This is a genomic window from Bacillus sp. FSL R5-0593 (genome assembly GCF_038603755.1).
GTDB classification, from domain to species: Bacteria; Bacillota; Bacilli; order Bacillales; family Bacillaceae; genus Bacillus; species Bacillus velezensis.
Map to the genome: position 1 here is coordinate 12,501 of NZ_CP152011.1, position 20,000 is coordinate 32,500.

The following is a 20,000-nucleotide window of genomic DNA, read 5'->3' on the forward strand; positions in this document are numbered from 1 at the left end:
GTGAAGCAAGACCGGAAGGACTTGTGGAGCGCTTAGAAGTGAGAATGCCGGTATGAGTAGCGAAAGAGGGGTGAGAATCCCCTCCACCGAATGCCTAAGGTTTCCTGAGGAAGGCTCGTCCGCTCAGGGTTAGTCGGGACCTAAGCCGAGGCCGAAAGGCGTAGGCGATGGATAACAGGTTGATATTCCTGTACCACCTCCTCACCATTTGAGCAATGGGGGGACGCAGGAGGATAGGGTAAGCGCGGTATTGGATATCCGCGTCCAAGCAGTTAGGCTGGGAAATAGGCAAATCCGTTTCCCGTGAAGGCTGAGCTGTGATGGCGAGCGAATTATAGTAGCGAAGTTCCTGATTCCACACTGCCAAGAAAAGCCTCTAGCGAGGTGAGAGGTGCCCGTACCGCAAACCGACACAGGTAGGCGAGGAGAGAATCCTAAGGTGATCGAGAGAACTCTCGTTAAGGAACTCGGCAAAATGACCCCGTAACTTCGGGAGAAGGGGTGCTCTGTTAGGGTGCAAGCCCGAGAGAGCCGCAGTGAATAGGCCCAGGCGACTGTTTAGCAAAAACACAGGTCTCTGCGAAGCCGTAAGGCGAAGTATAGGGGCTGACGCCTGCCCGGTGCTGGAAGGTTAAGAGGAGCGCTTAGCGTAAGCGAAGGTGCGAATTGAAGCCCCAGTAAACGGCGGCCGTAACTATAACGGTCCTAAGGTAGCGAAATTCCTTGTCGGGTAAGTTCCGACCCGCACGAAAGGCGCAACGATCTGGGCACTGTCTCAACGAGAGACTCGGTGAAATTATAGTACCTGTGAAGATGCAGGTTACCCGCGACAGGACGGAAAGACCCCGTGGAGCTTTACTGCAGCCTGATATTGAATGTTGGTACAGCTTGTACAGGATAGGTAGGAGCCTTGGAAACCGGAGCGCCAGCTTCGGTGGAGGCATCGGTGGGATACTACCCTGGCTGTATTGACCTTCTAACCCGCCGCCCTTATCGGGCGGGGAGACAGTGTCAGGTGGGCAGTTTGACTGGGGCGGTCGCCTCCTAAAAGGTAACGGAGGCGCCCAAAGGTTCCCTCAGAATGGTTGGAAATCATTCGCAGAGTGTAAAGGCACAAGGGAGCTTGACTGCGAGACCTACAAGTCGAGCAGGGACGAAAGTCGGGCTTAGTGATCCGGTGGTTCCGCATGGAAGGGCCATCGCTCAACGGATAAAAGCTACCCCGGGGATAACAGGCTTATCTCCCCCAAGAGTCCACATCGACGGGGAGGTTTGGCACCTCGATGTCGGCTCATCGCATCCTGGGGCTGTAGTCGGTCCCAAGGGTTGGGCTGTTCGCCCATTAAAGCGGTACGCGAGCTGGGTTCAGAACGTCGTGAGACAGTTCGGTCCCTATCCGTCGCGGGCGCAGGAAATTTGAGAGGAGCTGTCCTTAGTACGAGAGGACCGGGATGGACGCACCGCTGGTGTACCAGTTGTTCTGCCAAGGGCATCGCTGGGTAGCTATGTGCGGACGGGATAAGTGCTGAAAGCATCTAAGCATGAAGCCCCCCTCAAGATGAGATTTCCCATTCCGCAAGGAAGTAAGATCCCTGAAAGATGATCAGGTTGATAGGTCTGAGGTGGAAGTGTGGCGACACATGGAGCTGACAGATACTAATCGATCGAGGACTTAACCAATTTGAATGTATGCTTACTGTTATCTAGTTTTGAGAGAACACTCTCAATGGTTTGGTGGCGATAGCGAAGAGGTCACACCCGTTCCCATGCCGAACACGGAAGTTAAGCTCTTCAGCGCCGATGGTAGTCGGGGGTTTCCCCCTGTGAGAGTAGGACGCCGCCAAGCTATATTATGGTAAAGGCAGCTCATCATGAGCTGCCTTTTTTGTTTATAAGTATTGCTTCAGGAAATTAGAAACGTAATACGGAAATTTGCGTTCCGTGACATCTAAGAACCGGCGGATCATCACATAATCATCACTGACATGCTGTGTCAGCAGTTCATACCACCACTCCGTTTCATATCTCGCAATCATCCCGATATTGTAGAGGACCAAATAATGAATAATCATTTCCGGAAGATGCAGGAAGTGATCACGCTGAGAGGGAATGTAATATTGATTTTTCTCCAAGTGAAACAATAAATTTGGCGAAGACCAAGGTTCTCTGTCTATCGGGGCAGCCTCAAAAACCAAGTGGTTATGGTCTTTCCTCAGAAAAGACCACTTTAAATGATGGCTGATATATTCAGCAAATCGGGAATCAGACATATTGTAATGAATCACCGCATGCTCAGGCACTGAAATAAGGTCATCTTTGAGCTCTACTCGGGTCAGCCAATTCTTTTTCTCTTGGAAGTAAAAGACAGTATGCAATTCAGGTATGGCTGTCAGCAATTTCTTCATTGTGTACCGTTCTTCCTCAAGACCAGCTATTCCGAATAAGTGCTTCATTACATGAATACATAAGCCATTGCGCTGCACCTTCACTTCATCATCCCTAAAGGAGTAATTTTGCTTTTTGCGTTTCCGGGCAGTCACGCCATGCGCGAGTACTGAGGCGTGGCTTGGATAGCTTGGATCTGTGGTCAGAAGACAGGCTTTCAGCAATTGTGACATCCCGTAAAACAACAGAATAGGCTTAATTTCTAAAGGGGAAAAAGATGCCTGTTTATAAAAGGACTCGGCGTGTTTGATAAAGAATATGAAGCGCTCACTGTTCTTAAACGCATATCGTTTTGGTTCTTCCATGCCGCTTTCTGTATAGACTTTGTTTAGAAATTTCTGGGAAGATTCTACGGAATAAAATAATGATAACTCTTTCCACTCATGATCTCTCATATGTATTTTTAAACCCTTTCCTTTATCTAAATATTTCAACTCTTTTTCGCTTCCTTGACATGCTGTTTTCTAGTTGATAATCTACATATAATATTTTGCCGAAAAGAGGGGGATTTACTAATGTGGGAAAGTAAATTTTCAAAAGAAGGCTTAACGTTCGATGATGTACTGCTCGTACCGGCTCAATCAGACGTACTTCCGCGTGATGTGGATTTATCTGTTGAACTGACAAAGACGTTAAAGCTTAACATTCCTGTCATCAGTGCGGGAATGGATACAGTAACAGAATCAGCTATGGCGATTGCGATGGCCAGACAGGGCGGCTTGGGTATTATTCATAAAAACATGTCCATCGAACAGCAGGCTGAACATGTTGACAAAGTCAAACGTTCTGAACGGGGCGTTATTACAAATCCCTTCTTTTTAACACCTGATCATCAAGTATTCGATGCGGAGCATTTGATGGGGAAATACAGAATTTCCGGTGTTCCGATCGTAGATAATAAAGACGATCAAAAGCTTGTCGGTATCATTACAAACCGTGACCTTCGCTTTATCTCTGATTATTCAATGAAAATCAGTGATGTCATGACAAAAGAAGAGCTGGTTACGGCTCCTGTGGGAACCACATTAGACGAAGCAGAAAAAATCTTACAGAAACATAAAATTGAAAAACTTCCGTTAGTGGATGACCAAAACAAATTAAAAGGTCTTATCACGATCAAAGATATTGAAAAGGTTATCGAATTCCCGAATTCATCTAAAGATGAACACGGACGCCTTATTGTCGGCGCTGCGGTAGGCGTGACAGGCGATACAATGACACGCGTCAGCAAGCTTGTTGAAGCGAATGTCGACGTTATCGTGGTTGATACGGCTCACGGACATTCCAGAGGCGTACTGAACACAGTCGCGAAAATCCGTGAAACATATCCTGAACTGAACATTATCGCAGGAAATGTTGCAACGGCTGAAGCGACAAAAGCTCTGATTGAAGCCGGAGCAAATATTGTCAAAGTGGGAATCGGACCTGGTTCTATCTGTACGACACGCGTCGTTGCAGGTGTAGGCGTACCGCAGATCACTGCCATTTATGATTGTGCCACTGAAGCGAGAAAACACGGCGCGACAATTATCGCAGACGGCGGTATTAAATTCTCCGGAGATATTACGAAAGCGTTGGCTTCAGGCGGACATGCCGTAATGCTCGGAAGCCTGCTTGCCGGTACTTCAGAAAGCCCGGGAGAGACTGAAATCTATCAAGGCAGAAGATTTAAAGTGTATCGCGGTATGGGTTCTGTCGCTGCCATGGAAAAAGGCAGTAAAGACCGATATTTCCAAGAAGAAAATAAGAAATTCGTCCCTGAAGGTATCGAAGGACGGACTCCGTACAAAGGTCCTGTAGAAGAAACAGTGTATCAGCTTGTCGGCGGTCTTCGTTCAGGTATGGGATATTGCGGTTCAAAAGACTTGCGCGCTTTAAGAGAAGAGGCTCAATTCATCCGTATGACAGGTGCCGGACTTCGCGAAAGTCATCCGCATGATGTCCAAATTACGAAAGAATCACCAAACTATACAATCTCATAATTGTTACAAATAAAAAACATTTGACAGGGTCGCTGACTCTGTCTATTTTTTTTATATCGAGTGTGATAAAATTTATACTGTTGTGTTTTGAATTTGAATATGTCCTTAACGGCTTAATTATAGATTTAAAATGAATGACGGAGGTCGTAAGATTGAACATCACGAAATGGAAACAGCTGTTGGTGTCATTAGTGGTACTGGCACTGGCCGCAACTTGCTTTGTTCCAATGTCTAAAGCGGAGGCAGCCGGCAATGACCCGATTGATGTCAACGCATCAGCTGCGATAATGATTGAGGCTTCATCGGGAAAAATTTTATACAGTAAAAATGCAGACAAAAGACTGCCGATTGCCAGCATGACAAAAATGATGACTGAATATCTGCTTCTGGAAGCCATTAAAGAAGGAAAAGTGAAATGGGATCAAACGTATACTCCTGATGATTATGTCTATGAAATTTCTCAAGACAACAGTTTATCAAACGTCCCCCTTCGAAAAGACGGCAAATACACGGTTAAAGAACTGTATCAGGCTATGGCGATTTACTCTGCCAATGGAGCCGCGATTGCAGTTGCCGAAATTCTTGCCGGAACTGAAACGAAATTTGTCGCTGAAATGAATGCGAAAGCCAAAGAATTAGGCATGACAAACTATGACTTTAAAAATGCCACAGGGCTTGTGAATGAAGACCTTCACGGCAAGCAGCCGCAAGGAGAAGGCGTTAAAGAAGAAAGTGAAGTTTCTGCTAAAGACATGGCGCTTCTTGCAGACCGCCTGATCACTGATTATCCGGAAGTTCTCAAAACAACAAGCATCGCTAAGACGAAATTCAGAGCCGGCACTGATGATGAAATGGACATGCCGAACTGGAACTTCATGTTAAAAGGTCTTGTTTCTGAATACCCTGGCGTTGACGGCTTAAAAACGGGTTCTACTGATTCTGCGGGATCTTGTTTTACAAGCACAGCACAGCGGAACGGAATGCGGGTCATCACCGTTGTATTAAACGCAAAAGGCAACCTGCATACCGGACGTTTTGATGAAACGAAAAAAATGCTCGATTACGCATTTAACAGCAATTTCTCAATGAAAGATCTTTACCCTGAAGGCTCTCAAGTAAAAGGGCACAAAACGATTGACGTTGAAAAAGGGAAAGACAAGCAAGTCGATATTGTTACTGACAAGGCGCTTTCTATTCCTGTGAAAAGCGGGGATGAAAAGAACTATAAAGCCGAAGTGACTTTAGATAAAAAAGAAATCACGGCTCCTGTGAAAAAGGGAACGAAAGTCGGAACGCTGACAGTTACATACAAAGGCAGTGACAAAGACTATGGCTTCCTCAAATCCAAAGAGTTCAGCGTGAATCTTGTAACGAAAAATGATGTAGATAAAGCAAACTGGTTTGTTCAGATGATGCGCGGCATCGGCGGATTCTTCTCCGGTATCTGGAACAGCGCCGTTGACACGGTAACAGGCTGGTTTTAAGAAATAAGAAAGAGCTCTGATGAAAGTTAGGGCTCTTTTGCTTAATATACTGAAAAAACCAAATTGTTAGTAAAAAAATGATATCTATCTTATTCATCTCGCTGTAAAATAAGAATACCCATATGAAATATTGTATTTCTGGGATACAATAAGAGATAGAAATTATCTAACTATACATTGACTAGGGGGACCAAATAATGGCTCAAACAGGTACTGATCGTGTAAAACGCGGCATGGCGGAAATGCAAAAAGGCGGCGTCATCATGGACGTTGTAAATGCTGAACAAGCGAAGATTGCGGAAGAGGCGGGAGCTGTTGCCGTAATGGCGTTAGAACGCGTTCCGGCTGATATTCGCGCTGCCGGCGGTGTTGCCCGCATGGCTGATCCGACAATCGTTGAAGAAGTAATGAATGCTGTATCCATTCCCGTAATGGCAAAAGCGCGTATCGGACATATCGTTGAAGCGCGTGTCCTTGAAGCAATGGGAGTAGATTACATCGATGAAAGTGAAGTTCTGACTCCGGCTGACGAAGAATTTCATTTAAATAAAAACGAATATACAGTCCCGTTCGTATGCGGCTGCCGTGATCTCGGCGAAGCAACGCGCCGTATCGCCGAAGGAGCTTCCATGCTTCGTACAAAAGGCGAACCGGGAACAGGAAACATTGTGGAAGCTGTCCGCCATATGAGAAAAGTAAACGCGCAAGTGCGCAAAGTTGTTGCGATGAGCGATGATGAGCTGATGACTGAAGCTAAAAACCTCGGCGCTCCTTATGAACTGCTTCTTCAAATCAAGCGTGACGGCAAACTGCCTGTAGTGAACTTTGCTGCCGGCGGAGTAGCGACGCCTGCTGACGCGGCATTGATGATGCAGCTTGGCGCTGACGGCGTATTTGTCGGTTCAGGTATTTTCAAATCAGACAACCCTGCTAAATTCGCCAAAGCAATTGTTGAAGCAACGACTCATTACACAGACTACAAACTGATCGCTGAGCTTTCTAAAGAATTAGGCACAGCGATGAAAGGAATCGAAATCTCAAATCTATTGCCGGAACAGCGTATGCAAGAACGCGGCTGGTAAAACCATAGGAGAGCTGGAAGCATGTTAACAATTGGTGTACTTGGACTTCAAGGAGCAGTAAGAGAACATATTCGTTCAATTGAAGCATGTGGTTCAAAAGGTGTCGTCATTAAGCGTCCTGAACAGCTGAATGACATCGACGGCTTAATCCTGCCGGGCGGGGAAAGCACGACGATGCGGCGTTTAATGGATACGTATCATTTTATGGAGCCGCTTCGCGAGTTTGCCGCCCAAGGCAAGCCGATGTTCGGCACATGCGCCGGTCTGATTATTTTAGCCAAAGAGATAGCGGGAACGGATAACGCTCATTTAGGGCTGTTGAACGTTGTCGTCGAGCGTAATTCCTTTGGCCGTCAGGTTGACAGCTTTGAAGCTGATCTGACGATTAAAGGCCTTGATGAGCCGTTTACGGGTGTATTTATTCGCGCGCCGCATATTTTAGAAGCCGGAGAAGATGTTGAAGTGCTTTGTGAGCATAACGGACGCATCGTGGCTGCAAAGCAGGGGAATTTCCTCGGCTGCTCGTTCCATCCTGAACTGACGGATGATCACCGGGTGACAGAGCTGTTTGTGAAGATGGCGGAAAAGCATAAGCAGGAAACAGCTGTATAAAACAGTTGAAAACCGCTGATACTTATAGTACATTATAAACACAAATAAAGATCGAAAAGCGTTGACAGGAAGCAGTAGGAAGCCTCTCTTTCAAAGAGAGCCGATGGGTGGTGCGAATCGGTGAAAGATGCTGTCCGAATCCGTCCTTGAGCGAAATGCTGAAAACAAGTAGGCATTTACGGGAAAACCGTTATGTGTTAAAGCGGGAAGCAAGTGTGAGCTTGTTTTCAATCAGGGTGGCAACGCGAGAGCTCTCGTCCCTTTTAGGGGATGAGGGCTCTTTTTTATTTTCGATAAAAACAGATAGGAGTTGTTAGGCATGATTGATACGAAGGTGCTGAGAGCCAATTTTCAAGAGGTAAAAGCGAAGCTCATTCCAAAAGGCGAAGACTTATCTGACTTTGACAAGTTTGAAGAGCTGGACGAAAAGAGAAGAGAGCTTATCGGTAAAGTAGAAGAACTGAAGGGAAAACGCAATGAAGTATCTCAGCAGGTCGCCGTTTTGAAACGGGAGAAAAAAGACGCTGATCATATTATTAAAGAGATGCGCGAAGTGGGCGAAGAAATTAAGAAGCTTGATGAAGAGCTTCGTACGGTCGAAACGACGCTCGAAACCATCCTTCTGTCTATTCCGAACATCCCGCACGATTCAGTGCCCGTCGGGGAAACGGAAGATGATAACATTGAAATCCGCAAGTGGGGAGAGGCGCCGGCGTTTTCATATGAGCCGAAACCGCATTGGGATATCGCAGACCATTTAAACATTCTTGATTTCGAACGCGCTTCAAAAGTAACAGGCAGCCGGTTTGTGTTTTATAAAGGATTAGGCGCCCGCCTCGAACGCGCGCTCTACAACTTTATGCTGGATCTTCACGTTGATGAATATGATTACACGGAAGTCATTCCTCCTTATATGGTAAACCGTACGAGCATGACAGGCACGGGACAGCTTCCTAAATTTGAAGAGGATGCTTTTAAAATCAGAGAAGAGGATTATTTCTTAATTCCGACGGCGGAAGTGCCGATTACAAATATGCACCGCGATGAAATCTTATCCGGTGAGAACCTGCCGATCAATTATGCCGCATTCAGCGCTTGCTTCCGTTCAGAAGCGGGATCTGCCGGCCGTGATACACGCGGTTTGATCCGCCAGCATCAGTTCAACAAGGTTGAGCTTGTGAAATTCGTGAAGCCGGAAGATTCTTATGAGGAGCTTGAAAAACTGACGAATCAAGCTGAGCGGGTGCTTCAGCTGCTTGAACTGCCGTATCGTGTCATGAGCATGTGTACCGGTGATCTCGGCTTTACAGCCGCGAAAAAGTACGATATTGAGGTATGGATTCCAAGCCAAGACACATACCGTGAAATTTCTTCTTGCAGTAACTTTGAGGCCTTCCAGGCGAGACGCGCAAACATTCGATTCAGACGCGAAGCGAAAGGCAAGCCGGAGCATGTGCATACATTAAACGGTTCAGGTCTGGCAGTCGGCAGAACAGTAGCTGCCATTTTAGAAAACTATCAGCAGGAAGACGGAAGTGTCATCATTCCGAAAGTGCTTCGTCCTTATATGGGAAATAAAGAAGTCATCAAACCGTAAAAGGTGCGCCCTAGAGGCGCGCCTTTTTTGCTGCCCGGTATAGAGCGGCGGCATTCCGGGCTGTGTTTTCAAGGTTAAAACGGCCGGATGCTAAGGCGTCTTCAAGACTTACAGCGCCGGGCACGATAGAAAATACAGCTGTTATTCCTGCGCTGTAAACATGCTCGAAATTCTTGCCTAAGGAGCCCGCCAATGCGATAACGGGAATTTCTTGAGCAGATGCGCGTGCGGCGATCCCGGCGGGGGTTTTGCCGAATATCGTTTGTCCGTCAATCTGGCCCTCTCCGGTAATGACAAGGTCAGCGCCTCTTATCTGATCTGAGAAGGACAGTGTATCTAATACAACGTCAATCCCGCTTTGAAGTTCTGCCTGTAAGAAAGCGATCAGTCCAGCGCCTAAACCTCCCGCGGCGCCCGCACCTTTTACGGTATCCGCTTCAATATCGTGCTGACGTCTCAATACGTCAGCGAAATGGCGTAAGTTGCGATCCAATACAACTTTAGTCTTCTCGGACGCCCCTTTTTGCGGGCCGAAGACATATGACGCGCCGTTTTTACCAGTCAGAGGATTTTCGACATCACATGCGGCACGAATACGAATATGTTTCAGATCAGGGGAGAGGCCGCTTATATCAATAGAAGCCAGGGTGTGCAGCGAGCCTCCGCCGTCAGGTATCTCCTGACCTTCCTCATTTAAGAAACGCACACCGAGCGCGCTCGCCATCCCGGTCCCGCCGTCATTGGTTGCGCTCCCGCCAAGCCCGATGATGATCTCACCCGCCCCGCGGGAAGCTGCATCTGCTATCAGTTCACCAGTTCCTCTTGTTGTTGTGTTCAACGGATCTCTGAGATGGCGGGGAACGAGATGGAGTCCCGATGCTTCCGCCATTTCAATGACTGCCGTGCGTCCGTCTCCCAGAAGTCCATATGCGGCGTTTACCGGCGTTCCCAGCGGACCGGTCACAGTTTTTTTGATGATGCTTCCGCCAGTGGCATCCGTCAAAGCCTGAACGGTTCCTTCTCCGCCGTCGGCCGCAGGTATCTTGAAATATTCCGCGTCAGGGAAGACCGCTTTGAATCCTTTTTCTATGCTGTCAGCGGCTTCTTTTGATGTCATGCTTTCTTTGAAAGAATCCGGTGCAATGATGATTTTCATTATGTTCTCCACCTTTATGAGCAGGTATCTGTTTGAATCTATTCTTGATTTTTACTGTGTTTTCCTGCCCGTATGGCATACTGAGGTTGAATTGGACGCAAGACTTTTGTATGATAGTAAAGCTGACGGACAAGCCGTTTAAGAAATAAAATAAAAAAAATGAAAAAGCGCTTGACTGAAATTTAGGTCATGTGGTATATTATTAAATGTCGATACGGAGGAATACCCAAGTCTGGCTGAAGGGATCGGTCTTGAAAACCGACAGGGGTGTCAAAGCCCGCGGGGGTTCGAATCCCTCTTCCTCCGCCATATTGATTTTAAACCTAATGAAACTCGAGCATATATTGGAGATTGTTTTGTCCGCTGCATGTGATGCAGCGGATTTTTTATATGCAAAAAAAGCGATTTTCTTGTTCGGGGAAAATCGCTTTGTTATTTTTATTTATTTCTGTTTTCGTTGATCACGTGACTGATTTTTTCGATCAAAGGTTCCAGTGACTGTTCATCAGCTTCAAGGTCATAATCTTCAATGCGTACTTTCAGCACAGGGCAGGCGTTAAAACCGCTGATCCAGTCTTCGTACCGTGTATACATCTCTTCCCAATAGGATCGGTTTGTCTGCAGCTCCATCTCGCGGCCCCGCTTTTCAATCCGGTTTATAATGTTTTCAAGGTCGCCTTCTAAATAGATCAAAACATCAGGATGCGGGAAGTACGGCGTCATGACCATCGCCTCAAATAGACTTGTGTATGTTGTGTAATCTGTCAGCGACATGGTTCCTTTATCGGCATGCATTTTTGCGAATATGCCTGTATCTTCATAAATCGAACGGTCCTGCACGAATCCGCCGCCTGATTCAAACATGTTTTTTTGCTCTTTGAACCGCTCAGCCAGAAAATAAATTTGCAAATGGAAGCTCCAGCGTTCAAAATCGTGATAAAACTTCTCTAAATAAGGGTTTTCATCCACTTCCTCGAGTGAGGTATGAAACCCGAGCCGTTTTGCTAAAGCTTTGGTCAAAGTCGATTTTCCGACTCCTACCGTTCCAGCTACTGTGATAATGGCGTTGTTTGGAATATGAATGTCTTTCATTTAATAAGCTCCTTTACCTGACGGGCAATTCTTTCATAGTCTGTCTTATTCAAAACAAAGTCTTCGGTATCACCGTCAATGGTCAGTACAGATAGATCCGGATCTTCTTCCTGAAGCTGTCTGATGGCTGTGTCATAATCTGCAATGAGACGTTCCAGATATTGATGCTCGATATTTTTCTCAAACGGGCGCCCGCGTTTTTCAATGCGTTGAAGCAATGTCGGCAGGCTTGCCTTTATGTATACAATGATATTCGGTTTCGGCAGGTCGTGAGTGAGCAGATGATAAATCTGCTTATACTTCTCAAGCTTTTGGCCGTGCAATGTACGCTCTGCGAAAATAACATTTTTATAAATATGATAATCGGACAAAACGGGCTGTCCTTGTTTTAAATAATCTCGATCGGTGTCTTCAAGCTGTTTATACCTGTGACATAGAAAAAACATTTCAAGCTGGAAACTCCACTCCTCGATATTGTCATAAAACTTATCGAGATAAGGGTTGTCTTCCACAATCTCATTAATCATAGGAAAACCGAGCTCTTCAGAAAGCATCGTAGCGAGTGTCGTTTTTCCTGCCCCGATAGGACCTTCTACCGCGATAAAAGGGGCTCTGTTCATTGAAAATCCTCCTTAATTCTGTAAACATCCGTCAGCTGCCGGCCTTTATATTGTATCACACTCTCAGAAAAGCCCATGAAAAAAGACGCTTCCAATTAACGAAACGTCTCTTTCACAATATGAAATTGATCGCCGAGCAAAAGCCAGTTTTGCGGGAAGGAGAGGCCGAGTTTCCAATAGCTGATTCCTCTTAAATGAAGTTCTTTAATTAAATTGAATTTCGCTTGAATGGATCGTGCGTCTTCAAACCATACTTCATGCCGTCTCTGATTTTCATCCGTGTAACGAAAGAATGGAGCCTGGGCGGTTTCGTCATATTGAATGTCGACTTTATGGCGTGCTGCCAGAGCGATTGCCTGCTGAGGACTGACGGCTTTGGCTGTCGTTCCCTGTTTAAAAGGCAGTGTCCAATCATAGCCGTACATATTCTGGCCCATGACGATTTTTGAAGAAGGCATTTCCGTCAGCGCGTACTCAATGACATTTCTTACAGGGCCGATAGGTGATACGGCCTGAGCCGGGCCTCCGCTGTACCCCCACTCATATGTCATAATTACGACAAAATCGACGATTTCTCCATGTGCCCTATAGTCATGTGCTTCGTACCATTTGCCGGCCTGGGTCGCGCTCGTTTTCGGAGCAAGCGCCGTTGAAATTTTCCAGCCTTCCCGATGAAAAATCGTCCTCGCTTCACGTAAAAAACGATTGTAGGCTTCTCTGTCCTGTGGACGTAAATATTCGAAATCAAAGTGAATATCGCGAAAGCCGTACTTTTTAGCCGTGGAGACGATTTCCTGAAAGAGTTTTGTTTTCACTGTATTGTCATTCAAGATGAGCCGCCCGAGTTCATCGCTGAATGCGTCATTTTCAAGGTTGGTGATGATCATCATCAGGGTGGTGTTGTGCCTGTCACTGATGCTTTTTAAATTGGTCAGAGGCGGTTCCTTTAAAGTCCCGTTCCGCTGCACTTGAAAACTGAATGCGCCAAGGTATGTTAAATAAGGAGAGGCCTCCCTTGCCGCCTGCTGCAGATTAGCGCTTACGCTCGTTCCCCGCGGTTCTATATATGCGTTTGATTCGATATCGGGCTTATTCGCCTGCTGCGGAATGTAAAGGCGGGTTCCGGCTCTCAATGTGGTGCCAGGCTGAATTCCGTTAACCCTCGCAAGCTCCGCGGCCGATATATGGAAACGGCCGGCGATTGCCGCAAGAGTATCACCTTGTTTCACTTCGTAATATTGACCCTCAATCGGGATGACAAGGGTTTGTCCGACAACCAATGTATTTGGATTAGGCAGTTTATTTGCTTCCGCAATGACATTTGCGGCAGTCCGGTAGCGCGCCGCAATAGCGGAAAGCGTGTCGCCCCGTTTCACTATATAGATCTGAATGAAAAACGCCTCCTTTCATATCCGCTATCAAATATATGAAAAAAGGAGGCTGATCATGTTTATTTTTCGGCGGTAATTTGTTTTTCCGTGGTTATTTCTGCGAAGAGAACATTCTCCATCATGGTCAAAGCGAAATCATTGTCTTCGTCGTTATTGGAAGCGGTGCAGTCTTTCGGAATGGCAATGCTGTATTCTCTCATATAGGCGTCGTTGGCCGTGAACAGCACACAAATGTTCCCGGCAATCCCCGTGATGACTAATCGGTTCACTTGTAATTCGGTCAGAAGGGTGTGAAGCGCCGTTTCGTAAAAAGCGGAATGCTTCGGTTTAATGAGAAAATAATCATCCGGCTGAGGCGAAATATCTTTTATAATGGGGGCGCTTCTGTCGTTGCAACATTCCTCCCTGATGGCATCAATATCAGCCTTCCAGAGCCCGTAATGATCATTAATATAAATAATCGGCCAGTTGCTTTGTTTTGCATGCTTCTTTAATGATAAAATACGGGGGACAATTTGTTTGGTTTTTTCAGCAAGACGTTCGCCCATATCAAATTGAAAATTGTTAATCATATCGACAATCAGGAGGGCTGTGTTGTTAGGTTCAGACAATACCGGCAACTCCTTTCTGCTGGGGTATTCCTATTTTAACCTTTATGAGACATGAAAAAACTTAAGAAGAGAGCTCGAACCTATGAATGATGAATATTATATGAGAGAAGCCATAAAAGAAGCGAAGAAAGCCGAAGCGAAAGGTGAAGTGCCGATCGGAGCAGTTCTTGTTCTGCACGATGAGATCGTGGCGCGGGCTCATAACCTGCGGGAGACTGAACAGAGGTCGCTTGCCCACGCCGAAATGCTGGCGATAGACGAAGCGTGCCGTAAGCTGGGGACATGGAGACTTGAGGATGCCGTTCTTTATGTCACTTTGGAGCCGTGTCCGATGTGCGCGGGAGCCGTCGTGCTTTCGAGAGTCGATAAGGTCGTATTCGGCGCATTTGATCCCAAGGGGGGCTGTACAGGAACGCTGATGAACCTCTTGCAGGAAGAGCGGTTCAACCACCAAGCGGAAGTGGTGAGCGGCGTGCTCGGAGAAGAGTGCGGAGAAATGCTCAGCGCTTTTTTCAGAAAGCTGCGCCGGCAAAAGAAAGACATGAGGAAAAAGTTGTCTGAGTAGTACGGTTGCATTTTCTGCCTGAAGCAGATATACTTATGTGTGCATCATAAATGGTGCGCATATAAAAATTTGATATTTATTTTGCCGTGCTAAGCGGGGAGGTAGCGGTGCCCTGTACCCGCAATCCGCTCTAGCGGGGCCGAATCCCTTCTCGAGGTTCGTTTACTGTAAGGTCTGCCTTAAGTAAGTGGCGTTGACGTCTGGGTCCTGCGCAATGGGAATTCATGAACCATGTCAGGTCCGGAAGGAAGCAGCATTAAGTGAAACCTCTCATGTGCCGCAGGGTTGCCTGGGCTGAGCTAACTGCTTAAGTAACGCTTAGGGTAGCGAATCGACAGAAGGTGCACGGTAAATCAATCATCAAATTTCAGACTCACCTGTTTATGGCAGGTGAGTTTTTTCGTATATGAAAAACGGGTTTTGGCGTTAAAAGCACGTTCATGTATAATAAACATGATGAATAACAGAGGAGGGCGCATCCTGTGGGTTACCAAGCTTTATATCGAGTATTTAGGCCTCAGCAGTTTGAAGATGTGGTCGGACAGGAACACATTACGAAAACGCTGCAAAATGCCCTTTTGCAAAAGAAATTTTCTCATGCATATCTGTTTTCTGGACCGCGGGGAACGGGAAAAACCAGTGCAGCTAAAATATTTGCGAAAGCAGTCAACTGTGAGCACGCCCCCGTAGAAGAACCGTGCAATGAATGTGCGGCGTGCAAGGGGATCACAAACGGCTCTATATCAGATGTGATTGAAATAGATGCGGCGTCGAATAACGGCGTAGACGAAATCCGCGACATCCGTGACAAAGTAAAATTCGCCCCGTCGGCCGTCACCTACAAAGTATATATTATAGATGAGGTGCATATGCTCTCTATCGGCGCATTTAATGCGCTTCTGAAAACGCTGGAAGAACCGCCGGCACATTGCATTTTCATATTAGCTACGACTGAGCCTCATAAGATTCCTTTAACCATTATCTCCAGATGTCAGCGTTTTGACTTCAAACGGATTACATCCAAAGCAATTGTCGGACGAATGAAGACAATCGTCGATGCAGAGCAGCTGAAGGTGGAAGAAGGAGCCCTTGATATCATAGCGAGTGCTGCGGACGGAGGAATGAGGGACGCGCTGAGCCTGCTCGATCAAGCCGTATCATTCAGCGGCGAGGAGCTGTCGGTGGATGACGCATTGCTCATTACCGGAGCCGTTTCTCAGCACTATATTGGAAAACTGGCATCTGCTCTTCACCGCAAACAGGTTTCCGAGGCATTGGAAACACTGAATGAATTGCTCCAGCAGGGGAAAGATGCGGCCAAACTGATTGAAGATATGATTTTCTATTTCAGGGATATGCTCTTGTACCAGGCCGCTCCCGGTTTAGAAGGAGTCCTGGAAAAGGTGAAGGTCGATGAAACGTTTCGGAATCTGAGCGGTGACATACCGGCCCCCGCTTTATATGAGATGATTGATATCCTGAATAAAAGCCATCAGGAAATGAAGTGGACGAACCACCCAAGAATCTTTTTTGAAGTGGCTGTCGTGAAAATATGCCAGACGGCACAGCAATCCGCCGGAGACATCCCTGAGGTCGGCATGCTGATGAATAAGATTCAGCAGCTTGAGCAGGAAGTAGAAAGGCTGAAAACCTCCGGTGTGAAGGTTCAGATGGAAAGCGCTCCGAAAGAAGCTCCGCGTCCTCAAAAAGGCGGAAAAAGCCATTACAAAGCTCCGGTCGGAAGAATTCATGAGATATTGAAGGAAGCCACAAGACCTGAACTTGAACAGCTTAAAAGCAGCTGGGGCAAGCTGCTGGCACACCTGAAACAGCAGAATAAGGTGTCTCATGCGGCTCTGTTGAATGACAGTGAACCGGTGGCTGCTGCTCAAAAGGCATTTGTGCTTAAATTTAAATACGAAATCCATTGTAAAATGGTTGCAGAAGACAATAACGGAGTCCGTACGAATCTTGAACAGATTCTCGAATCAATGCTCGGGAAAAGAATGGATTTGATTGGCGTTCCGGAAGCACAATGGGGTAAAATAAGAGAAGAATTTTTAAATGATCACCAGCAGGAAAGTGAAGGATCAAACGAACCGGCTGAAGAAGATCCGCTGATTGCAGAGGCGAAAAAACTTGTCGGAGCGGATTTAATCGAAATAAAAGACTAATAAGATGAAAGAGAGTGATTGAATATGCGTGGCGGAATGGGAAACATGCAAAAAATGATGAAACAAATGCAAAAAATGCAAAAGGATATGGCGAAGGCTCAGGAGGAGCTTGCTGAAAAAGTGATTGAAGGCACAGCAGGCGGCGGTATGGTGACTGTAAAAGTCAACGGCCAAAAAGAAGTTGTAGACATTGCCATTAAAGAAGAAGTCGTTGATCCGGAAGATATCGAAATGCTTCAGGACCTGGTTCTTGCTGCGACAAACGACGCCCTCAAAAAAGTGGATGACATGACGAATGAGACAATGGGACAATTTACAAAAGGAATGAACATACCGGGTTTATTCTAGGGGGATAAATAAACATGCAGTATCCTGAACCAATATCAAAGCTGATTGACAGCTTTATGAAATTGCCAGGGATCGGACCGAAAACAGCGGTTCGTCTGGCTTTTTTTGTTCTAGGTATGAAAGAAGACGTGGTATTAGATTTCGCGAAAGCATTAGTAAATGCGAAGCGCAACCTGACATATTGTTCGATTTGCGGACATATAACAGATCAGGACCCTTGTTATATATGTGAGGACACAAGAAGGGATAAGTCTGTTATTTGTGTCGTGCAGGACCCTAAGGATGTGATCGCAATGGAGAAAATGAAGGAATATAACGGCCAGTATCATGTTCTTCACGGCGCGATTTCACCAATGGACGGCATCGGCCCGGAGGATATTAAGATTCCGGAGCTGCTGAAACGTCTTCAGGATGATCAAGTGACAGAAGTTATTCTCGCAACCAACCCTAATATTGAAGGGGAAGCAACAGCGATGTATATATCAAGGCTGTTAAAGCCCTCAGGCATCAAGCTCTCCCGTATTGCCCACGGTCTGCCCGTCGGCGGTGATTTGGAATATGCTGATGAGGTCACTCTTTCAAAAGCTCTTGAAGGAAGACGTGAATTGTAAGGGAGGAAAAGGCAAGGCATGGGTTTTCTTCGCAGAAATACATTAAGAAAAGAGTTTGATGAGAAGCTGATAGAACAGCTCTTTAAACAAAAAGAAGAATGGAACAGACAGAAGAGTCTGGTCGAGAAAAGTCTCGAGCCCTCCGCTGAGGTATTGTTTGAGCTGAAAGTCGCTGAATCTAAGTACTTTTTTTATTTGAAAGAAGCGAAGCAGCGGAATTTGAAAATGAGCAGATGGAAGTAAGAGGTCTATTCTCCGGGATCTTCTCATAAGCTTGTACTAAACAAGCGAGGGGGAAGATTCATGGAGCCTTTTTTCATTATCGGTTTGATTGTCGGTCTGGTTGCTTTGCTTTTTTTATGGGGAGTATCTTCAAAACCGTTAAGATGGATTGGTGTGACTGCGATTAAGTTTATTGCCGGTGCGATTCTGCTGGTGGGTGTGAACTTGTTCGGAGGCAGTCTCGGTATTCATATCCCTGTTAACCTGATTACAACGGGCATCAGCGGGATTCTGGGGATTCCCGGCATCGCGGCTTTGATAGTCATTAAACGCTTCATCATTTAATTTGTCGATTATTGTTGACATGTTGGATCAAGGGTGGTATTCTAATATACGTCGCTGATGACGAAACGAATTCTTAAAAAAGAAATTTTAAAAAGTTATTGACGACATCGACACTGATATGTTACAATAATTAAGTCGCTTCAAGAGCGATGGACAAAGTTCTTTGAAAACTAAACAAGACAAAACGTACCTGTTAATTCAAAGTTTTAAATAAATCGCACAGCGATGTGCGTAGTCAGTCAAACTACTTTATCGGAGAGTTTGATCCTGGCTCAGGACGAACGCTGGCGGCGTGCCTAATACATGCAAGTCGAGCGGACAGATGGGAGCTTGCTCCCTGATGTTAGCGGCGGACGGGTGAGTAACACGTGGGTAACCTGCCTGTAAGACTGGGATAACTCCGGGAAACCGGGGCTAATACCGGATGGTTGTCTGAACCGCATGGTTCAGACATAAAAGGTGGCTTCGGCTACCACTTACAGATGGACCCGCGGCGCATTAGCTAGTTGGTGAGGTAACGGCTCACCAAGGCGACGATGCGTAGCCGACCTGAGAGGGTGATCGGCCACACTGGGACTGAGACACGGCCCAGACTCCTACGGGAGGCAGCAGTAGGGAATCTTCCGCAATGGACGAAAGTCTGACGGAGCAACGCCGCGTGAGTGATGAAGGTTTTCGGATCGTAAAGCTCTGTTGTTAGGGAAGAACAAGTGCCGTTCAAATAGGGCGGCACCTTGACGGTACCTAACCAGAAAGCCACGGCTAACTACGTGCCAGCAGCCGCGGTAATACGTAGGTGGCAAGCGTTGTCCGGAATTATTGGGCGTAAAGGGCTCGCAGGCGGTTTCTTAAGTCTGATGTGAAAGCCCCCGGCTCAACCGGGGAGGGTCATTGGAAACTGGGGAACTTGAGTGCAGAAGAGGAGAGTGGAATTCCACGTGTAGCGGTGAAATGCGTAGAGATGTGGAGGAACACCAGTGGCGAAGGCGACTCTCTGGTCTGTAACTGACGCTGAGGAGCGAAAGCGTGGGGAGCGAACAGGATTAGATACCCTGGTAGTCCACGCCGTAAACGATGAGTGCTAAGTGTTAGGGGGTTTCCGCCCCTTAGTGCTGCAGCTAACGCATTAAGCACTCCGCCTGGGGAGTACGGTCGCAAGACTGAAACTCAAAGGAATTGACGGGGGCCCGCACAAGCGGTGGAGCATGTGGTTTAATTCGAAGCAACGCGAAGAACCTTACCAGGTCTTGACATCCTCTGACAATCCTAGAGATAGGACGTCCCCTTCGGGGGCAGAGTGACAGGTGGTGCATGGTTGTCGTCAGCTCGTGTCGTGAGATGTTGGGTTAAGTCCCGCAACGAGCGCAACCCTTGATCTTAGTTGCCAGCATTCAGTTGGGCACTCTAAGGTGACTGCCGGTGACAAACCGGAGGAAGGTGGGGATGACGTCAAATCATCATGCCCCTTATGACCTGGGCTACACACGTGCTACAATGGACAGAACAAAGGGCAGCGAAACCGCGAGGTTAAGCCAATCCCACAAATCTGTTCTCAGTTCGGATCGCAGTCTGCAACTCGACTGCGTGAAGCTGGAATCGCTAGTAATCGCGGATCAGCATGCCGCGGTGAATACGTTCCCGGGCCTTGTACACACCGCCCGTC

Annotated in this window: 17 protein-coding genes, 1 tRNA gene, 3 rRNA genes, 1 other RNA gene and 1 other annotated feature (2 of these 23 cut by a window edge); of the genes, 16 read left to right on the top strand and 6 right to left on the bottom strand. The window is 46.8% G+C overall.

The features are described from left to right. Together NYE36_RS00055 and rrf are read left to right on the top strand one after the other, a co-directional pair. Nucleotides 1-1,680: ribosomal RNA gene (locus NYE36_RS00055) — 23S ribosomal RNA — on the top strand; it begins 1,250 nt to the left of the window's first position. A 50-nt stretch (nt 1,681-1,730) separates the two neighbouring features. Beyond that, nucleotides 1,731-1,846, top strand: a 5S ribosomal RNA gene (gene rrf / locus NYE36_RS00060). Nucleotides 1,847-1,889: 43 nt separating this feature from the next. Here rrf and NYE36_RS00065 read toward each other — a convergent pair. Beyond that, nucleotides 1,890-2,840 (bottom strand): YaaC family protein, encoded by a 951-nt coding sequence (locus NYE36_RS00065; RefSeq protein WP_064115760.1) that lies wholly within the window; start codon nt 2,838-2,840, stop codon nt 1,890-1,892. A 120-nt stretch (nt 2,841-2,960) separates the two neighbouring features. Here NYE36_RS00065 and guaB point away from each other — a divergent pair, with 120 nt between their 5' ends. The 5 genes from guaB (at nt 2,961) to serS (ending at nt 9,202) form a co-directional block, all read left to right on the top strand. After that, nucleotides 2,961-4,427 carry an IMP dehydrogenase gene (gene guaB / locus NYE36_RS00070; protein ID WP_003150717.1) on the top strand — a complete coding sequence of 489 codons (1,467 nt, stop codon included), beginning with the start codon at nt 2,961-2,963 and terminating at the stop codon, nt 4,425-4,427. Nucleotides 4,428-4,579: 152 nt separating this feature from the next. Next, nucleotides 4,580-5,911 carry a D-alanyl-D-alanine carboxypeptidase gene (gene dacA, locus NYE36_RS00075; RefSeq protein ID WP_011996156.1) on the top strand — a complete coding sequence of 444 codons (1,332 nt, stop codon included), beginning with the start codon at nt 4,580-4,582 and terminating at the stop codon, nt 5,909-5,911. A 197-nt stretch (nt 5,912-6,108) separates the two neighbouring features. Next, nucleotides 6,109-6,993 (top strand): pyridoxal 5'-phosphate synthase lyase subunit PdxS, encoded by an 885-nt coding sequence (pdxS, locus tag NYE36_RS00080; RefSeq protein WP_003150714.1) that lies wholly within the window; start codon nt 6,109-6,111, stop codon nt 6,991-6,993. A gap of 21 nt (nt 6,994-7,014) precedes the next feature. Further along, nucleotides 7,015-7,605 (top strand): pyridoxal 5'-phosphate synthase glutaminase subunit PdxT, encoded by a 591-nt coding sequence (gene pdxT / locus NYE36_RS00085; protein ID WP_007615126.1) that lies wholly within the window; start codon nt 7,015-7,017, stop codon nt 7,603-7,605. A 52-nt stretch (nt 7,606-7,657) separates the two neighbouring features. Next, nucleotides 7,658-7,870: a binding site (T-box leader), on the top strand. A 54-nt stretch (nt 7,871-7,924) separates the two neighbouring features. After that, nucleotides 7,925-9,202 carry a serine--tRNA ligase gene (serS, locus tag NYE36_RS00090; RefSeq protein ID WP_007408744.1) on the top strand — a complete coding sequence of 426 codons (1,278 nt, stop codon included), beginning with the start codon at nt 7,925-7,927 and terminating at the stop codon, nt 9,200-9,202. 10 nt (nt 9,203-9,212) lie between these two features. Here the strand turns inward: serS and NYE36_RS00095 are convergent, their stop codons facing one another. After that, the gene (locus NYE36_RS00095) at nt 9,213-10,358 is read right to left on the bottom strand and encodes a glycerate kinase (RefSeq protein ID WP_265451277.1); all 1,146 of its coding nucleotides are present in this window, start codon (nt 10,356-10,358) and stop codon (nt 9,213-9,215) included. Between the two features lie 216 nt (nt 10,359-10,574). Between NYE36_RS00095 and NYE36_RS00100 the strand changes: the two genes are divergently transcribed. Continuing rightward, nucleotides 10,575-10,667, top strand: a tRNA-Ser gene (locus tag NYE36_RS00100). A 129-nt stretch (nt 10,668-10,796) separates the two neighbouring features. Here the strand turns inward: NYE36_RS00100 and dck are convergent. From dck to NYE36_RS00120, 4 genes are all read right to left on the bottom strand, one after another. Continuing rightward, nucleotides 10,797-11,450: a deoxyadenosine/deoxycytidine kinase gene (gene dck, locus NYE36_RS00105; RefSeq protein WP_007615132.1), complete on the bottom strand. Its 654-nt coding sequence runs from the start codon at nt 11,448-11,450 to the stop codon at nt 10,797-10,799. Beyond that, complete coding sequence (gene dgk / locus NYE36_RS00110; protein WP_040238647.1) at nt 11,447-12,070, bottom strand: deoxyguanosine kinase; 624 nt, start codon at nt 12,068-12,070, stop codon at nt 11,447-11,449. Before dgk ends, dck begins: the two co-directional genes overlap by 4 nt. Nucleotides 12,071-12,165: 95 nt before the next feature. Then, nucleotides 12,166-13,449 (bottom strand): glycoside hydrolase family 18 protein, encoded by a 1,284-nt coding sequence (locus NYE36_RS00115; protein WP_040238645.1) that lies wholly within the window; start codon nt 13,447-13,449, stop codon nt 12,166-12,168. A gap of 71 nt (nt 13,450-13,520) precedes the next feature. Continuing rightward, nucleotides 13,521-14,072, bottom strand: coding sequence for an isochorismatase family cysteine hydrolase (locus tag NYE36_RS00120; protein ID WP_076982889.1), 552 nt, complete (start codon nt 14,070-14,072; stop codon nt 13,521-13,523). Nucleotides 14,073-14,154: 82 nt separating this feature from the next. On the opposite strand from NYE36_RS00120, the gene tadA reads away from it, so the two are divergent. From tadA to NYE36_RS00160, 8 genes are all read left to right on the top strand, one after another. Further along, nucleotides 14,155-14,637, top strand: a complete 483-nt coding sequence (gene tadA, locus NYE36_RS00125) for a tRNA adenosine(34) deaminase TadA (RefSeq protein ID WP_007615141.1) — start codon at nt 14,155-14,157, stop codon at nt 14,635-14,637. A gap of 84 nt (nt 14,638-14,721) precedes the next feature. After that, nucleotides 14,722-14,986: signal recognition particle sRNA large type (gene ffs / locus NYE36_RS00130), an RNA gene on the top strand. 133 nt (nt 14,987-15,119) lie between these two features. Further along, nucleotides 15,120-16,811 carry a DNA polymerase III subunit gamma/tau gene (dnaX, locus tag NYE36_RS00135; protein WP_011996162.1) on the top strand — a complete coding sequence of 564 codons (1,692 nt, stop codon included), beginning with the start codon at nt 15,120-15,122 and terminating at the stop codon, nt 16,809-16,811. Nucleotides 16,812-16,835: 24 nt separating this feature from the next. After that, nucleotides 16,836-17,159 carry a YbaB/EbfC family nucleoid-associated protein gene (locus tag NYE36_RS00140; RefSeq protein ID WP_265451276.1) on the top strand — a complete coding sequence of 108 codons (324 nt, stop codon included), beginning with the start codon at nt 16,836-16,838 and terminating at the stop codon, nt 17,157-17,159. Nucleotides 17,160-17,173: 14 nt separating this feature from the next. Further along, a complete protein-coding gene (recR, locus tag NYE36_RS00145) occupies nt 17,174-17,770 on the top strand; it encodes a recombination protein RecR (RefSeq protein WP_007615147.1) in 597 nt (198 codons plus the stop codon). A gap of 18 nt (nt 17,771-17,788) precedes the next feature. Further along, nucleotides 17,789-18,013 carry a YaaL family protein gene (locus tag NYE36_RS00150; RefSeq protein ID WP_007408755.1) on the top strand — a complete coding sequence of 75 codons (225 nt, stop codon included), beginning with the start codon at nt 17,789-17,791 and terminating at the stop codon, nt 18,011-18,013. Nucleotides 18,014-18,073: 60 nt separating this feature from the next. After that, a complete protein-coding gene (locus NYE36_RS00155) occupies nt 18,074-18,337 on the top strand; it encodes a pro-sigmaK processing inhibitor BofA family protein (protein WP_003150686.1) in 264 nt (87 codons plus the stop codon). Between the two features lie 249 nt (nt 18,338-18,586). Beyond that, nucleotides 18,587-20,000, top strand: a 16S ribosomal RNA gene (locus tag NYE36_RS00160) (it continues 136 nt past the right edge of the window).

Excerpts from the sequence above, each read along its gene's own strand:
- NYE36_RS00065 (WP_064115760.1), bottom strand. The coding sequence starts at position 2,840 with ATGAGAGATCATGAGTGGAAAGAGTTATCATTATTTTATTCCGTAGAA.
- guaB (WP_003150717.1), top strand. The coding sequence starts at position 2,961 with ATGTGGGAAAGTAAATTTTCAAAAGAAGGCTTAACGTTCGATGATGTA.
- pdxS (WP_003150714.1), top strand. The coding sequence starts at position 6,109 with ATGGCTCAAACAGGTACTGATCGTGTAAAACGCGGCATGGCGGAAATG.
- pdxT (WP_007615126.1), top strand. The coding sequence starts at position 7,015 with ATGTTAACAATTGGTGTACTTGGACTTCAAGGAGCAGTAAGAGAACAT.
- serS (WP_007408744.1), top strand. The coding sequence starts at position 7,925 with ATGATTGATACGAAGGTGCTGAGAGCCAATTTTCAAGAGGTAAAAGCG.
- NYE36_RS00095 (WP_265451277.1), bottom strand. The coding sequence starts at position 10,358 with ATGAAAATCATCATTGCACCGGATTCTTTCAAAGAAAGCATGACATCA.
- dck (WP_007615132.1), bottom strand. The coding sequence starts at position 11,450 with ATGAAAGACATTCATATTCCAAACAACGCCATTATCACAGTAGCTGGA.
- dgk (WP_040238647.1), bottom strand. The coding sequence starts at position 12,070 with ATGAACAGAGCCCCTTTTATCGCGGTAGAAGGTCCTATCGGGGCAGGA.
- tadA (WP_007615141.1), top strand. The coding sequence starts at position 14,155 with ATGAATGATGAATATTATATGAGAGAAGCCATAAAAGAAGCGAAGAAA.
- NYE36_RS00140 (WP_265451276.1), top strand. The coding sequence starts at position 16,836 with ATGCGTGGCGGAATGGGAAACATGCAAAAAATGATGAAACAAATGCAA.
- recR (WP_007615147.1), top strand. The coding sequence starts at position 17,174 with ATGCAGTATCCTGAACCAATATCAAAGCTGATTGACAGCTTTATGAAA.
- NYE36_RS00150 (WP_007408755.1), top strand. The coding sequence starts at position 17,789 with ATGGGTTTTCTTCGCAGAAATACATTAAGAAAAGAGTTTGATGAGAAG.
- NYE36_RS00155 (WP_003150686.1), top strand. The coding sequence starts at position 18,074 with ATGGAGCCTTTTTTCATTATCGGTTTGATTGTCGGTCTGGTTGCTTTG.